At 56.2% G+C, this 14,927-nt stretch carries 10 protein-coding genes and 2 pseudogenes; 9 read left to right on the plus strand and 3 right to left on the minus strand.

Annotated elements, in window-relative coordinates; all coding sequences use genetic code 11:
• The first annotated feature begins 3 nt into the window (after positions 1 to 3).
• The 9 genes and pseudogenes from DM826_RS08090 (at position 4) to DM826_RS08130 (ending at position 10,754) form a co-directional block, all read left to right on the plus strand.
• Entirely contained in the window at positions 4 to 576 is a 573-nt protein-coding gene (locus DM826_RS08090; protein ID WP_120102893.1) for a hypothetical protein, read from the plus strand.
• 364 nt (positions 577 to 940) lie between these two features.
• Positions 941 to 1,424, plus strand: a pseudogene (locus tag DM826_RS08095) (hypothetical protein); the annotation flags it as partial.
• A 2-nt stretch (positions 1,425 to 1,426) separates the two neighbouring features.
• A pseudogene (locus tag DM826_RS13235) lies at positions 1,427 to 1,733 on the plus strand (hypothetical protein).
• Between the two features lie 58 nt (positions 1,734 to 1,791).
• Positions 1,792 to 6,612: an AAA domain-containing protein gene (locus DM826_RS08105; RefSeq protein WP_165853282.1), complete on the plus strand. Its 4,821-nt coding sequence runs from the start codon at positions 1,792 to 1,794 to the stop codon at positions 6,610 to 6,612.
• Between the two features lie 204 nt (positions 6,613 to 6,816).
• Positions 6,817 to 7,554: a hypothetical protein gene (locus DM826_RS08110; RefSeq protein WP_120102895.1), complete on the plus strand. Its 738-nt coding sequence runs from the start codon at positions 6,817 to 6,819 to the stop codon at positions 7,552 to 7,554.
• Between the two features lie 436 nt (positions 7,555 to 7,990).
• Entirely contained in the window at positions 7,991 to 8,656 is a 666-nt protein-coding gene (locus DM826_RS08115; RefSeq protein WP_120102905.1) for a helix-turn-helix domain-containing protein, read from the plus strand.
• Between the two features lie 201 nt (positions 8,657 to 8,857).
• Positions 8,858 to 9,793: a hypothetical protein gene (locus DM826_RS08120; RefSeq protein WP_394338545.1), complete on the plus strand. Its 936-nt coding sequence runs from the start codon at positions 8,858 to 8,860 to the stop codon at positions 9,791 to 9,793.
• 2 nt (positions 9,794 to 9,795) lie between these two features.
• Entirely contained in the window at positions 9,796 to 10,107 is a 312-nt protein-coding gene (locus tag DM826_RS08125; protein WP_120102896.1) for a hypothetical protein, read from the plus strand.
• A complete protein-coding gene (locus tag DM826_RS08130; protein WP_120102897.1) occupies positions 10,107 to 10,754 on the plus strand; it encodes a ribonuclease H-like domain-containing protein in 648 nt (215 codons plus the stop codon). Before DM826_RS08125 ends, DM826_RS08130 begins: the two co-directional genes overlap by 1 nt.
• A 205-nt stretch (positions 10,755 to 10,959) precedes the next feature.
• Here DM826_RS08130 and DM826_RS08135 read toward each other — a convergent pair whose 3' ends face one another.
• The 3 genes from DM826_RS08135 to DM826_RS08145 all read right to left on the minus strand — a co-directional run bounded on the left by DM826_RS08135 (position 10,960) and on the right by DM826_RS08145 (position 14,485).
• Complete coding sequence (locus tag DM826_RS08135) at positions 10,960 to 13,323, minus strand: heavy metal translocating P-type ATPase (RefSeq protein ID WP_205738823.1); 2,364 nt, start codon at positions 13,321 to 13,323, stop codon at positions 10,960 to 10,962.
• A gap of 60 nt (positions 13,324 to 13,383) precedes the next feature.
• Positions 13,384 to 14,133: a helix-turn-helix domain-containing protein gene (locus tag DM826_RS08140; RefSeq protein ID WP_120102898.1), complete on the minus strand. Its 750-nt coding sequence runs from the start codon at positions 14,131 to 14,133 to the stop codon at positions 13,384 to 13,386.
• Positions 14,134 to 14,197: 64 nt separating this feature from the next.
• A complete protein-coding gene (locus DM826_RS08145; protein ID WP_120102899.1) occupies positions 14,198 to 14,485 on the minus strand; it encodes a hypothetical protein in 288 nt (95 codons plus the stop codon).
• Positions 14,486 to 14,927: the final 442 nt, after the last annotated feature.

The following is a 14,927-nucleotide window of genomic DNA, read 5'->3' on the forward strand; positions in this document are numbered from 1 at the left end:
TGTATGAGTACTGCTACAAATCCAGCCGACTCAGGTCGCACCCCATGGGAGAACCTCTCCCATCATCGACAGCGACTGCTCAAAGCGATTGCCGAAGTCCATGGCCGAGGCAAATTCGAACGGCCTGATCTGCAGGCTGATATCGAAGCCTCGTCAACAGTAAGCGACATCGTCGATTCTCAAGCAAAGGTCGTGAAATCATTGAATTCCACGACACTGCTTAACGGCCTTGTTCGAGACGGTTATCTCGACAAGACTCACCAAGGTGGTGAGAGTCCGATCGTACTCTACTTGGAGTATGATGACAGCCATGACAATTACGAAGTTGCCCCGTTCGGCAACCTTAGCAAATTCCATGATCTGGTATTCCAGATCTTGGACTCGCATGAGCTCTCTGAGACAGCTTTAGGCGAGGTCGATATGACGGATTTCAATGCCGTCGTTGATGCTGTCAACCGTGCTGTAGGTCACACAGTACTGGTTATCGTCTCCGAAACGAGCGAGTACAAATGGACCGACGATGAAGCCTACGAAACGGCATTCGAACATGCGACCGCCGTCCGAGAGGACAACTGAAACATGAAGCATCGCACACTAACCAATTGTCACTACCAAACGGAGGTGAACTATGCATAAACGACATGCTCAATCCCAGACAGAGATTGACTTCCTACCACCATTCGGTGAGCCGGAAGTCGTGACGACGGGTAACGCAGCCGGCGATATCGCGATAGCTGGTACGGTTGCTGCCGTCGGCTTAGCTGCACTGGCAAACAACTAAACTTAAACTAACCACACACCGGTACAGTACCGTGTGTGGTATTCATAACTAAGAATCGCTGCACCGTTAATGGCTCTATCATTCACAATCAGTAAATCGTGACGAATTAACCAACGATATATTCGGATACTAATTTTGTTGGTTAATCAGATTGGTATACCCGCTCTCATCGTCGCACCGGCCGTCAACGCCCAGGAACGAGCCGACGATACCCTCAGCGAGACTCACGCTAAAATCCCGCAGGCCCGAACGCTTGCCCGGCTGGCAACCTACGCCGATGAATACGATATCCCATTGCTCGTTACAAGAAACGAACGAAACGAATTCACCGAACCAATTGCGACGGCTGCCGACCACCACATTGAGTGTGAGCAAACCCGGATGGGGACTACGGATCGTCGGCGAGGACTTTGAAACACTCGTCTATTCCGTTGACGACGGCGCGTATTACCAGACGACGTTCGCCTACTGGCGACAGCTGCTCTCAGCGCGTGCCACGATGGTTGGAGTGGAACCAACACCATCGTCAACGCCAACCCCAGAGGGCGTCGGGACAGGCATCACAGTTGACGATGAAAAGGTAGCAGCCACCGCAGATGCGCTGCTCGATGCGTGGACGGCCACCGGTGAAGGAGGCCGATAGCGATGGGACGCACGAATCCGACATATCGAGATGCACCCCGAGCATCGAAGAGCGGTGGGCAGGGTTCCGACGGGCACTCCGCCGGCGAGATCAACCACGATTCGACCGGCTGTTCGAGTACGCCCAGGAGCACGCTGATGCAAGCAGGCTGTTGAACCACCAGAATCCGCTCCTGTCGGGCTTGTTCAGCATTTGCCTCGAGCAGGAGAGCCGGCTCGTTACCACGAACACCGATTGGATATAGAACAGGCGTTAGCACACGAGAACGCGCTAGAATCTGGAGATGAAACTATGGAGAGTGAGACTTGATGATACTTCCACTGCGGTAGGCGGACGCTTATAAGCGAAGCCACGGATGAATGCCACAATGGCTACCCCACCGGACGCTTCCACCGATATTCTCAAACCCGCAGAGATTGGCGAATATCTTTCGCTCGGTCAGTGTAGCCGATTTTTTAAACACCGGATCGACGATGTGAGCAAATCGGAGCATCACGACGGCGACGAGTATGACGAGGCGTTTACCCCGCTCAATCTGTTACTCTCTGAGGCTGGCGAGCAGTTCGAGCAGGGTGTCAAGAGCCGCTACGAGCGTCAGGTTGACGACGTGGTCGACCTCACGAATGATGACGAGGGCGACGAGTTTGACCCCGACCACTGGACGGTTCTTGAGACGATTACAGCCGCTCTCGCCCAGCCAGCCGAGACGGGATTCACCGTTCTGTTTCAGCCCACACTGAAAGGTGAGGTTGCGGCCTACAATATTGCCGGCCATGCGGATTTCGTGATCGTGTGGCCGACTGAGTCAGGGGCTGGCGTTCGCGTCATCGACGCCAAATCTACGGCCGAACAAAAGAGCTACCAGCAGATTCAGGCCGCGATCTATACCCGATTAATTGAGCAGGCAGTAGAAACGAGTGCTAATATAGACAGCCAAGCTGTCACCTACTCCGCCGGTGTTGTGACCCGTGAGACGGAGTGGGAATCCGAATTTGATATTTCGAATCACCCCTCATTCGACTACCGTTCCCGGATTGCCGACGTAACCCGGATGCTACAGGTCGACGGTGAGATCGCCTCGACGAGCGAGCACGACCTATCCGACGCCCCGTACGCCATCACCGACAAATGCAGCCAGTGTCCCTACACAGAGTCGTGTACGACCGAGGCGTTCGAGCAGTCCCACGTTCGATTACTTGGCTTGAGCGAATCCGAGCAGAAGGTTCTCGTCGAGAACGGCATTACGACTATCGACGAACTGGCCGACCTGTGTACTGCCCCGAATGATGATGAGTGGGATCCAACAACGCAGAAACGAGCCGGGTTCGTGTCGAAGGATTCGCTGTACTACGATCTGAAAGCCGATACGACAATCGGCGACAGCTTACCGAATCTCGTGTATCAGGCCGAGGCGATTCGCCGACAGCTATCCGACCCTGACGACTATCAGAATGGCTTGTGGATACCCGGAACCGGTAAGTTCCAACTCCCCGAGGACGATCCATTCGACCCCACAGAGGTCGAGTTCGCTCCCAACTCGATGATTCGGGTCTATCTGAATGTACAGCACGACCACCTTCGGGACCGACTTGTCCAGTTGAGTGCGCGAGTATCGGTTAGCGACCCGGATATTGATTCCATTCGTATATCGAAGCTAGCGGAGAACGACCAGTCGGGTGATGAGCAGATCGGGTTTGACTCAGCGGCTGCCGATCACAGCGAGCAGTCGTTGCTTACGAGATTCGTGTCCGATCTAAATACGGCGATAGAGGCTGTCGCATCTCGAATGGATATTCCTAGTGGGTTCGGCCAGGACAACCCGCTGTTGCAATTCTACACCTACACAGCGGGTGAGTATGATGCGCTCAGAGAGGCGATAGAACGAGAGACTGACGCCGCTAGCGGCGACGCTGATAGCGATGCGGCTGATACCGATACGAGTACATACCCCGAACCGATGACCGGTGGACGAGTCGAATCCCCGGAGCAACTGATTCAGGCGTTTGCGGATACGCTTGAGGGCCAGCCGGGAACGGACACACCACGGGTTGCTCACATCAAGCCGGAGATCAAGCCACGGCTAGCAATACCGACCACGTCATACGGCTTGCTCCACGTCTACGACTTTCTCAATCCCCCGTCGGACGAATACAGCAAGCCGAAAACGCCCGATGGGTGGCAACACACGCCCGTAGACGCCGCTAGTGGCGAATCGGTCGATATTCGGTCGCTGTTCCGGCATCGACTGTTTAATACCGAGCGAGCATGGCGTCGGACGGACGATGGAATCAGTGTTGACCCAACCGATTATCCCAACAGTCAGGGCCTGAAAACCCGATATCGCTACGGTGCCGAGATACCACTGGGATATATTTGGGCGGCGATGGGCCGGATTGATGAGCAGTGGATCGATGACGTCGAGATGGATATTGACGATGACGCCTACAACATTAAAAACGACATCAACAGCTATCTCTACTACGACCCTGTTGATCGCGAGCGAAAGATCAGCGAGACTGATGTGACCGCGCTTGGAAAGCATCTCGTCGACGCTATCGAACACGTCGAGCGGGCTGCCTTCTATCGAAGTGAGAAGGTCACAGATCGGAAAACCGAGGTTGACCCGGCGACACTGTGGACGGATACTCGCGAGACGGCGACAATCGCCGAGGCATCACGCGACTATCTCGCCATCGAGCATACCGCCCAACAGCAGGAGCTATACGAGTTATACCGAAAGCTCCCCCGACAGCGAATCCTCTCCGGGGAGACCATCCCAGTCAAGATCAAGTCCATCGATACCAATACCGGCCGGAATGGCAGTATCGTTGTGTCGGGTGATATTCCGTATGGCCACCCCAATCTGTTCGGCGAGGAGAACGCTGAGGATGCCAAACTCGTCTGTAAAAAGAAGGGGAAAGAAGGTACCTCCGGCGGCGATTGGATGGTGGCCAACCGCTACTACCCGACAACGCATACCACCGAGGCAACCACGCCAGCAGAAATTGAGATGGGCGTCAAGGCGACAATTCGTTCAATTGATCTGAAAGCACAGGAGATCAGCGTGGAGCTACGCAATATGTTTTGGAATCCCGGCCGGTACGATTCTGTACACCGGGATTTCACGCTTGATGGAGTTGAGGCTCGGGGTGACGATTTTAGGACGTTTATTGACACCGACGGATGGCTAATTCTCGATCCCACCACGCAGAGCTTTTCGGCCGACCGTGCCGACAAGGCCCTCGAAACCGCCGATCAGAACGCGCTTCATACACTGCTTGAGGGCTTGCGGTGGGGCGAGGACGACGCTCTCAGCGATACTATGTTCGATGCCGATCTGCTGGACGCCTTCGCCGGGTGGATGCAGGATCACATCGATCCCAACACCTACCCAAACGACGAGCAGCGCGAGTTTATTACGACGGCCGAGCAGGTGGCGTTACTGCAAGGCCCGCCAGGAACGGGGAAAACGGACGGGACGCTCGCCCCGACACTGTGTGGCCGGCTGTTCGCTGCCGGACAAATCGGACAGAGCGTGTCCGGACTAATCACCGCGCCGTCGAATACAGCCGTCGACGAGGTTTTAGAGAGTACCGCTGAACTACTCAACACGCTCTCTGAAAACGGCGTTCACGGACTCTCCGAGGAGACAGTCGATATCGTCCGGGTGACACACGAAACGCCAGACAATCCCGTAGATGGTGTCGAATACATCCATTACTCCGATAGCGAGGGAGCCAAACGACTTCGAGAGTTGCGCGATCAGATGCAAGCCACCGACAACCGGGTTGTACCTGCCTCCCAGGCTGACAAGACGCCGACAGCCGACGGTGGATCAACACAAAGCCAGTCCGGACAGGCAACAATCGATCTGTTCGACCAAGGAGAATCCACAGAGACTGACGTGACCGGCGATGGGCCGCCCGCTAGCGAACAGTCACACACGCTCATCTTTGCGACGCCGACATCCAGCTGGGGAATGCTGAAGAAAGTATGTACAGCGAGTAGTCCCGACCCCGAAGATATCGCTAACTTCGATCTATGGGATCTAATCGTCGCTGACGAGGCTTCGATGCTCACACTCCCAAAACTCATTCTTGCCGGCACCGCGATGAAGCGGTCGGGACAACTCCTACTCGGCGGTGATCATCGGCAACTGCCACCCGTTCAAAAACACGAGTGGGAAGATACCCACCGGAAGTCTATCGTCGAGGCCGCACCGCACCTATCGGCCCTCAACTACTTCCGCTTGCTCGGTGGCGATCTTGATGGTGACCATGCCCATACGGACAGTAGCGAGGGTGACAGTCATACCGTCGAGGAGAGGGGCAGCGACCCAGCAGCGAACGCCGATACTGAGGTTCTCGATGCCGATGAGCGCGACCGGCTTGCCGCCAATATTGATCCCGACAACAATCCGATTCCGTTGATTCAACTGGATACGACGTTCCGTTTCGGCCCTGAGACAGCGGATTTTATCGGAAACACAGTGTACGATAAGGATGGGATCGACTATTCGGCGACCGAGCATGACGACACCCCAGAGCTGCATAGGGCCGACACTGAGCCGCTACAGGCTGTCTTTGCCGACAATCCGATTACCGTCATCACCTACGATTCCGACCGCACGTTTCAGCAGGTGAACATAATTGAGTCAACGATCTGTAATATCCTGTTGTTGAAGCACAGCCACGAGGCGACCGCCGGTGTGGTCACACCCCATAACGCCCAACGAAGCCGCCTTCGATCCAATATTGCTACCATGCAGCAGCGTTTTGAGAATCCACCGGTCGACCTCGATAACGGAACGCAGGTTGAAACGGTCAATCGGTTTCAGGGTGGGCAGAACGACATGATGATCGTGAGTGCGACCGCCTCAAATCCACAGTTTATCCGGTCGGAGAGCGATTTCCTATTGGAATTAAATCGGGCCAACGTCGCGTTCAGCCGTCACAAGTACAAACTGATCGTCGTCATGGCCGAATCCCTACTCTCGCACATCCCCGACGATCCCGACACCTACGATCAATCACTTCTGTGGAAAACGCTGTCTCACGACGCCGGCGAAGCCCCGACAGTTGACGCCGACCCAGAGTGGAACGGAACGCTTAGCGAGTTTACCGAACCGGTGACGCCGCCGAATCAGGAACTAGCTGACAATACCGACGTGTCAATCTATCACCTCTAACAGACAGATTGAGTTCTAGTGGGCCACAGAAGGACGTAATATACCAAAGCTCTCTGTGGGTTAGAATCCCACAGAGGTTGATCTGTAGTCTGAATTTAGCTGGAAATGCAGAATTGCTTATTCCTGAAGTATCAACCTTCGAAGCAGCTTCCATAACAAACATGCTATTATCCGACTGTCATTACGACAGAGAGGTCTGTGAAGATGGGTACACTTGTCATCGACATTGAAACCGCGAGTCCGTTCGAAGAGCCGCCGGAGAATTCAAACGAGACCCAGTACTTCGAATTGTTCGCTGTCAGCCTCGCCTATGCTGACGAGGTGAATAACATGCCAGAAACCGAGGTATTGTTCCGACGCGGTAACTGGGACGAACAGTACACAATCGATCTATACGAACGGCTCTTCGATTGGTGTGACCAGCGGAATGTGGATCGGCTCCTCACATACAACGGCACTTGGTTCGACGGCAAGCACTTACTGAATTGGGCCCGCGATATCGATGAGAGTGGTAGCCGCAACTTCTCGGCACGCATAGAGACTTTGTTCGAAAACCACGTTGATGTCGCACTCGCGGCTGCCGACGAGTATGAATCCGAGCTCTGGGACGATCAGCACATCCTCCCTGACTGGAAAGTCTACGACCTCACCGGGATCGAAAACGACAGCATCTGGTACGACGACTACGACTTCCCCGACACCTATCTCTCTGAGATCGAAGGGAAAGCTGTGCAAGGCAAGCACATCGGGCAAACTCTCGGCGAGAAATACGTGCAAAACGTCGAAGCAGGTATCGAACATACCGGCGTTCACCGCGAACTTACACAACTACTCAACGACTACTGTCTAAGCGATGTCGCAGATCTCATCGACCTATACACAGCACTGGGTGGCCCCCGTCTCGACGATACATACCGCCGTACTGCCGCCGACATCGGCTGACTTTGATAACACAACCGGGTTCGTCGAGTAGGAAGCGTAGCGTTTCTGTTTCCTGTAGAATCTCTCTGGAATCCATTGCCGTCAGATCTGTTGTAATTTTAGCTCCTCCGGCATAAGTGGGCCTCGGTGCAGTAGATTTACTCTGTTCTGATGAAATCTCACATCACCCAGACTATCGCTTGCGTGCTCGATACAACGACACTCTGTGCGGCAGCGACCTTTGTGGGGTGTTTCTGCACCAGGTTCGCTTAGAGGGGCGTCCCGGCCCGTGCGTAGTCGTAGGTTTTGTGTTGGATTTCAGCTTTGCTCGTCTAACGGTAGGTAGACTCCGTAGTAATCGGGGATTGCTGAAGTTCTATGTATTACTATCTCTTTAGAGATAACTACGAACAAGAGTACGGCCGCGAACAAGGCACTACCTACAATGATCGAATTGATGGATGCTACAGCTGGAAAGATGGTCTTAGCAGTCAAACGTGGGGATTCTATCAACCACATCGCGAGTAAGATCGATATCTCGTACTCGTGGGTATACGACTGGATTGAGCGGTTAGAAAACACAAATATTATCGCTAATATCGATAATGGGATTCAGATCATCGATCACGAGATGCGCCAGCAGTACGCCGAGATGATGGCTGCGTTGTACAGCCGCGACACCATCTCGCAGGACGACGCGTACGTCATTCCACACTTCGCTGGGATGGAGTTTGCGTTTACAGAGATAGATGCTGCGTATGTCTGGACACAGGGCGGCTACCAAATCGCGCGGAGCCACGACGACTATCCGGTGTTTATCGAAGTCCACGACCGTGACATCGAACGGTGGATGGCGTTCTTCCAGCAGTTTGATGTTGAGACGACACTCAACGAGCGTCCAGACGCCAACGAGGTCACTGGGAATGTTCACTACGTATTGTTCCCGAAGACAACCAGTATCGAAACCGAGTGGGTCGACGGTAACCCTGTCATCCCGTTAGAGGATGCAATCGACCAGATGATGGAGAATCACCCAGCATACGAGCCCGCCTTGGAGATCATCGCCGACAAGTACGACAGAGATATCGATGCGTCACACCACGATCCGCCGAGCCCAGATTAACCAACAAGCCGCTCGTAAATTTCATTGTGTTGGTTAATACATCAGCGTAGGTTGCGACTTGTTCTGGAAACGTTCTCGGAAACAGTCGCTCATTTGCAGAATCTCTACCATAGGAGGCAGTTTCCGTCTGTATCGTCCCCTTCCCTGAAGCACGGAAACATCACGCCGCGAGTTATCGGGGACAGTGATAACTAGTCGAGTATGCCACCCCATTCAACCTCGAACCGATTGGCGGTCGACCAGCCGACCCGCGACGCCGACCGTAATCAGGCCTTCGCTGACCAAGCCGATCCGGCTACTGACGAGTTGCTGTTGCCGCAGCTCGACGACGGCATCACGCTGCTCGATGTCGAGGGAAGCCGTGGCGTCCCGATCCTGCAGTCGCTCGTCCTCGATCATCTCCTCCTGCACGATGGGCCTGCCTTTTGGGTCGACGCAAACGGTCACGCAACAACGACTACACTCGCCCAGATCGCCCCCAGCCAACGGTTGCTCAACCGAATCCATGTCGCACGCGGGTTCACCGCCTACCAGCACTACAGTGCCGTCTGTGATCTCCCAACGGCGGTGAACAAGACTATCCAGGCATCGACCGCCAGTCCCGGCGCAAAGAGTCGACACCCACCAAATCGTAGCAAGGACACCTCTCCCCACACACCTGCCCTCGTCGTCGTGCCGGCCGTCGACTCCCAGTACCGCACCGACAATACGCTCGGTGAAACGGACGCGGAAACGCTTCAGGCCCGAACGCTGGCACGGCTGTCGAGCTACGCCGATGGGTACGACATACCCGTGCTCGTTACGCGAAACGAACGAAACGAATTCACTGAACCAGTTGCGACGGCCGCCGATTACCACCTGGAGTGCGAACAGACTCGGATGGGACCACGGATCGTCGGCGAGGACTTCGAGACGCTCGTCTATCCCGTTGGCGACGGCGCGTACTACCAGACGACGTTCGCGTATTGGCGGCAGCTGTTCGCAGCGCGTGCCACACAGGTCGGTGTGGAACCGACGACGACGGCGTCGACTGCCAAGGGCGTCGGGACAGGCGTCACAGCCACCGGTGAGACAGTGGTGGCCACCGCAGATCCGCTGCTCGATGCGTGGACAGCCACCGGTGGAGGGGGGCGGTAAGGATGGGACGGACGAATCCGACATACCGAGATGCGCTGCGGGCCATCGAAGAGCGGTGGACAGAGTTCCGCCGAGCTCTCCGCCGGCGGGATCAACCACGATTCGACCGGCTCTTCGAGTACGCCCGGGAGCACGCTGATGCAAGTGGGCTGTTTAACCACCAGAATCCGCTCCTTCCGGCACTGTTCAGCATCGATCTCGAACAGGAGGCCAGACTCGATGACCACGAACAGCGGCTAGAAGAAATAGAGCAGGCGTTAGAACACGAGGAACTGCTAAAATCTGGAGATGAAACCAAGGAGTGTGAGAAGTGATGACACAATTAAATACAGTCGCCTTCGACATCGAGACAACCGGGTTCCACACGACCGATCAAGTGACAGTAATCGGGTTTGACGCCGACATCAGCTCACGAGTGTTTCTGAACGTCGACGACGGTGGAACGCCGAAGTCGCTTGAGGAGCGGTTGGATAAAAACATGAATCCGGCCGTCGTCCTCTCGACACATGAGAGCGAGGCAGCACTCCTGGAAGCAATGACTGACTTCGTGGAATCGAGCCTCACCACCCAAGAGATCAAGCTGGTTGCCTACAACGGCGAAACGTGGAATGGTGGCTTCGATCTCCCATTCGTCCGTACACGGCTCAATGCTCACAATCTCGAATGGCCGTTCCTCGGACTGCCGTACATCGATCTCATGGACGTTTTCGAATCGCGATTCAATACGACGGAGACATCTCTCACAGCGGTGTACGAGGAATTAATCGGAGAAGATCTGGGTAAACTGGATCCGTTCGATGACAGCGGCGAGGCCGTCGATGCCTGGGAAAGTGGCAATTTTGAACCGGTTGTGCGGCACAATGTTGCCGACATTCGGCGGACACGAGCCCTCATGGACGTGGCTGAGAGATACTGTTCGAAGTCGGATTTCTCGATGAAGTCACTCGATCCCGTCGCCTGAGATTGAGACGTTCTCGTAGAAATATTAAAAAGAATATATTTGTGAAACATAATGCAAGATGGATGGCGCGAATCAGTCATGAAAAATCTCTCCGGATTCGGGTAGCGGAAGTGGTGGTACAGGAGATGTGATCAACAATTGTTCTGAACCCCACCGGCGTAGTCGGACTATCAGACCGAGATGGACGCAGGTATGAACATCGCGGTCAGCTGAACCGGTCAGGCTCGATCCGTGACAGCCGCATCGCGTTCCCGGTGACGCCGAGACTCATTCCCATGTCGCCGACGACGACTGCCAGCGCGACGCTGACCAGTCCCAGCGGCACGCCCAATGCGAGCAGGAGCTTCACCCCGAGGCTCGTCCAGATGTTCTGCCGGATCACGCTGTTGGCCGTCTGCGATAGGTCGTATAGATAGGGGAGCTTTCCGATGTCGTCGCCCATCAGCGCGATGTCGGCAGTTTCGAGGGCGGTGTCGGTGCCAGCCGCGCCCATAGCGATACCGACCTCCGCGGTGGCAAGCGCGGGTGCGTCGTTGATACCGTCGCCGACCATTGCCACCTCGCCGTACTCCGCCTGCAACGCCTCGACTGTGTCAACCTTCTCGTCTGGGAGGAGTTCGGCGCGATACTCATCGACACCGACCTGCTCGGCGATGGCGCGGGCGGTGCCCTCGTTGTCGCCAGTCAGCATCACGACGCGCTCGACGCCCAGCTCGTGCAGGCGTTCGACAGCCCGCTTCGAGGCCGGGCGTACCTCGTCGGCGATGGCGATGGCGCCCAGTAACTCCGACTCCGTCCCGACGATAACGACCGTCTTGCCCTCCCGCTCCAGCGCGGAGAGGGCATCTTCGGCGAACGCCCCGTCGTCGGACTCACCAGCATCTCCCGCCACAACGCCGCCGTCCGTCTCGCGGCGTGCCCGAGAGAGGTCGAAGCCTAACTCCTCGAAGAGCGCGGGTTTGCCCGCATAGTACGTTTCGCCATCGATTTCGCCGCGGATTCCCTTTCCGGTCAGGCTCTCGAAGCCAGTCGGGTCCGAGAGGTTGCTCACGCCCGCCTCGTCGGCGCGGGCGAGGATCGCCGCAGCAATGGGATGCTCGCTCCGCTGCTCAACCCCGGCGGCACGACGGAGTAACTCTTCCTCCGTGGTTCCACCGACGGGAACGATGTCGGTGACGGCGAGTTCTCCCTTTGTGAGCGTGCCCGTTTTGTCGAGGGCGACGGCATCGACCTCGCCCATCGCCTCAAGATAGTTGCCGCCCTTGATGAGGACGCCGTTCTTCGCGGCACTCGTGATCCCCGACACGACGGACACGGGCGTCGAGATAACAAATGCACACGGGCAAGCGATGACCAGTAGGGTAAGTCCGCGAATGAACCACGTCTGCCAGTCACCTGCGAAGGTGACTCCATACCCGGCTATGTTCACAGATATCGGATCAGCAATGACCAGCGGCGGGATAGCGGCGGTCAGGATTGCCAGCACGACGACGAGTGGCGTGTAGTAGCCCGAGAACCGGTCCACGAACTGCTCGGACTCGGTTTTCTTCGCCTGTGCGCCCTGCACCATCTCGATGATGCGCGCGAGCGTCGAATCGCCCGCCGTTGAAGTCACCTCAATCTCAAGGTAGCCCTCTTCGTTGATCGCGCCGGCATAGACCTCGTCGCCGACAGTCTTGTCGACGGGAACGCTCTCTCCGGTGATCGGCGACTCGTCAACGGCACTCGCTCCCTCAATGACAGTGCCGTCAAGCGGTATCTTGTCACCGGGGCGGACGACCACTATCTCGTCCATCTCAACCTCTTCAGCGGGAACGGTCACTTCCTCGCCGTCGCGCACGAGGGTTGCTTCCTCTGGCGATAGTTCCATCAGTTCACGCAGGGAGTCTCGCGCCCGGTCCATCGCGTAGTCTTCGAGCAGTTCGGCGATACTAAACAGGACAGCCAACGTGGCGGCCTCGACGAAATAGCCAATGCCGGTCGCGGCGATGATCGCCGTCCCCATCAGCAAGTCGATGTCAAGGCTTCGGTTCTTCGCGGAATAGTACCCGCCGCGGACGACAGGGATACCGCTGGCCGCGACAGCACCGAGGAACAGCAAATCTGCGACGTGTAGCGGGTACGCAATAACGCTCGCTACCGTGACGTTCTGCCCGGTCAGGAAGAATTCAAAAACGAGACCGACGGTAAGGAACACCGCGCCGAGCCATGTCTTCTTCGCGCGCGGACTCGTCCAGATTTCCGAGGGTGGTGCGATGTCGGTGCCATCGCCTGATTCCTTTTGTTCATCAGCTTCAGTATTCGTATCTCCGACTACCTCGTAGCCAGCGGCTTCAATCGCTTTGATTACGTCGGCTTCGCTGGTCTGATCAGGGTCGTATGTAACGGTGGCCGTGCCGGTGGTCGGCTGAAGTGTGATGTCGGTAATACCCTCGACACGTTGGAGGCTCTTGTCCACTTTTTGTGCACAAGAGGGACAGTCCATCTCGGGGACTGCGAGACGGGCGGTCAACTCATGTTGCTGTCCACCGCCGCTCGTTCCATCCGTTGCGTCTGGATTGTCTGTCATCACGTTACGGTAGCAGCGCGATTTCTATAGGTCTTTGTTGGAATATTCCAACTGCGGCCGTCAATACGATGCCAGCCGTTCTTCCGCTGCCCGCCCGCCGTCGACATGTTGCTTCGCTAATTGCTCTTCCGCTCGCCGGAGTCGGTAGGTGAGTGTCGACCGTGGCACGTCAAGATGCTCGGCAAGCTCGCCGACATCAACCTCACGGGGTGACTCGTAATAGCCGTGTTCGACCGCTGCTTGAAGAGCGGCCTCTTGGGCTGCCGGTAGGCCACTCGATGTCCCGTCGCGTCCCCCAGCTGCTGTCCCAGTGTCCGCTGTGCGGAGCATTTCCATTTGTGCACACTCCCCGACAGCGACTTCAAGCGCGTCGAAGAACGACGGCACGTCGCCATCGCCGGAGTGAATGAGTCGCCATGTGTAGTGGCGGCCCTCGTGACGGGTCTCGAACAGAACAGCGTCGCCGAGGTGGTCGCGGGCGATGTGGGGAACCGAAGTACAGGAAGAAGTACGCTTCCAGTCGGCATACAGGACAAGCGTGTCGTCCGTCCGATCCAGCACACGAGTCGTTTGGGTGGCACCGCAGTCCTCGGTGGCGAGGCAGTCAGCGTAGTAGTCACAAGTAAAAAACGCATCCTCTATCGCGTCGAGTGCGTCAGGAGTGCCGGTGGCATGGTCGACCCGCCAGAGCCGCTCGGCAGTGGCGTGCAGCGAGAGCGAGCGGACGCGGGCGTCAGGGTGGTCGGCGAGGGCGTCTGCCACCCTGTTGCAGCCCGGCTTGTACGCGAGGGCGAAAACGAGTTCGCGCATATCTACCCGTAGCAGCTGGTTAGATATAATACGTCGGCTCGCTACTGTCACTTGTTGGCTTGAGTCAGATCACGTCATCGGGATCGTGTACCTCTTGCATCCGCTGGGCTTCGGCGGCGTACTGCCCCTGCAGATCGGAGTCGTTGATCGAACCGAGATCATCTTGGTCGGCATTGACGGCAGCCGTCGTGTCGCGGACATCGGTGAAGGAAGTGAGTGCTCGCTCCTTCCGGAAGTACCGGTCACCGTCTGGGGTCGCGTAGGTAAGGATGATGAGGTTCTGCTCGTCGTCGGAGTACGTCCGCTCGACGAGCCAGACGCGGACACCGTTTGAGTCGGAATCGCTGGGCATAGCTACTCGTTCTCTTTCGGGTCAGAAATGGATAGTGATATAACGGTAGTCGATGCGACATCCTTGCGGCAAACTCTTGAATAGCTGTCGCCGATACGAACTTCGCGTTTTATTTCGAATATAAACATCAATCAAAATGTTATTAGTGATAAATATTATCGGAAATATGTTTGTGTCGATAGAGATGGGGATCGGGAAATCTGCAGCGAAATTGAGGGGGCGTATTACCGACTTCTTTGACGAGTTCCTTAATGACGAATAAGTCCGGCTCTTCATCAGCTGTGTCGTTAGGGATAAATTTCTGCCGCTGCTAAATAGATACTCTGGGCGTTGTTTAGACGCCAGATTTCAGCGGTCTACCCCCTCGATGACGCGTTCGATGTTTCGCACCGCTGATTTCATGACAAGTTCACGGAATTGACCGAACCACGTTCTCGCCCAC

This window comes from Halonotius aquaticus (assembly GCF_003605575.1).
GTDB lineage: Archaea > Halobacteriota > Halobacteria > Halobacteriales > Haloferacaceae > Halonotius > Halonotius aquaticus.

Excerpts from the sequence above, each read along its gene's own strand:
- DM826_RS08120 (WP_394338545.1), top strand. The coding sequence starts at position 8,858 with ATGCCACCCCATTCAACCTCGAACCGATTGGCGGTCGACCAGCCGACC.
- DM826_RS08135 (WP_205738823.1), bottom strand. The coding sequence starts at position 13,323 with ATGACAGACAATCCAGACGCAACGGATGGAACGAGCGGCGGTGGACAG.
- DM826_RS08110 (WP_120102895.1), top strand. The coding sequence starts at position 6,817 with ATGGGTACACTTGTCATCGACATTGAAACCGCGAGTCCGTTCGAAGAG.
- DM826_RS08130 (WP_120102897.1), top strand. The coding sequence starts at position 10,107 with ATGACACAATTAAATACAGTCGCCTTCGACATCGAGACAACCGGGTTC.
- DM826_RS08145 (WP_120102899.1), bottom strand. The coding sequence starts at position 14,485 with ATGCCCAGCGATTCCGACTCAAACGGTGTCCGCGTCTGGCTCGTCGAG.
- DM826_RS08125 (WP_120102896.1), top strand. The coding sequence starts at position 9,796 with ATGGGACGGACGAATCCGACATACCGAGATGCGCTGCGGGCCATCGAA.
- DM826_RS08090 (WP_120102893.1), top strand. The coding sequence starts at position 4 with ATGAGTACTGCTACAAATCCAGCCGACTCAGGTCGCACCCCATGGGAG.
- DM826_RS08115 (WP_120102905.1), top strand. The coding sequence starts at position 7,991 with ATGGATGCTACAGCTGGAAAGATGGTCTTAGCAGTCAAACGTGGGGAT.
- DM826_RS08105 (WP_165853282.1), top strand. The coding sequence starts at position 1,792 with ATGGCTACCCCACCGGACGCTTCCACCGATATTCTCAAACCCGCAGAG.
- DM826_RS08140 (WP_120102898.1), bottom strand. The coding sequence starts at position 14,133 with ATGCGCGAACTCGTTTTCGCCCTCGCGTACAAGCCGGGCTGCAACAGG.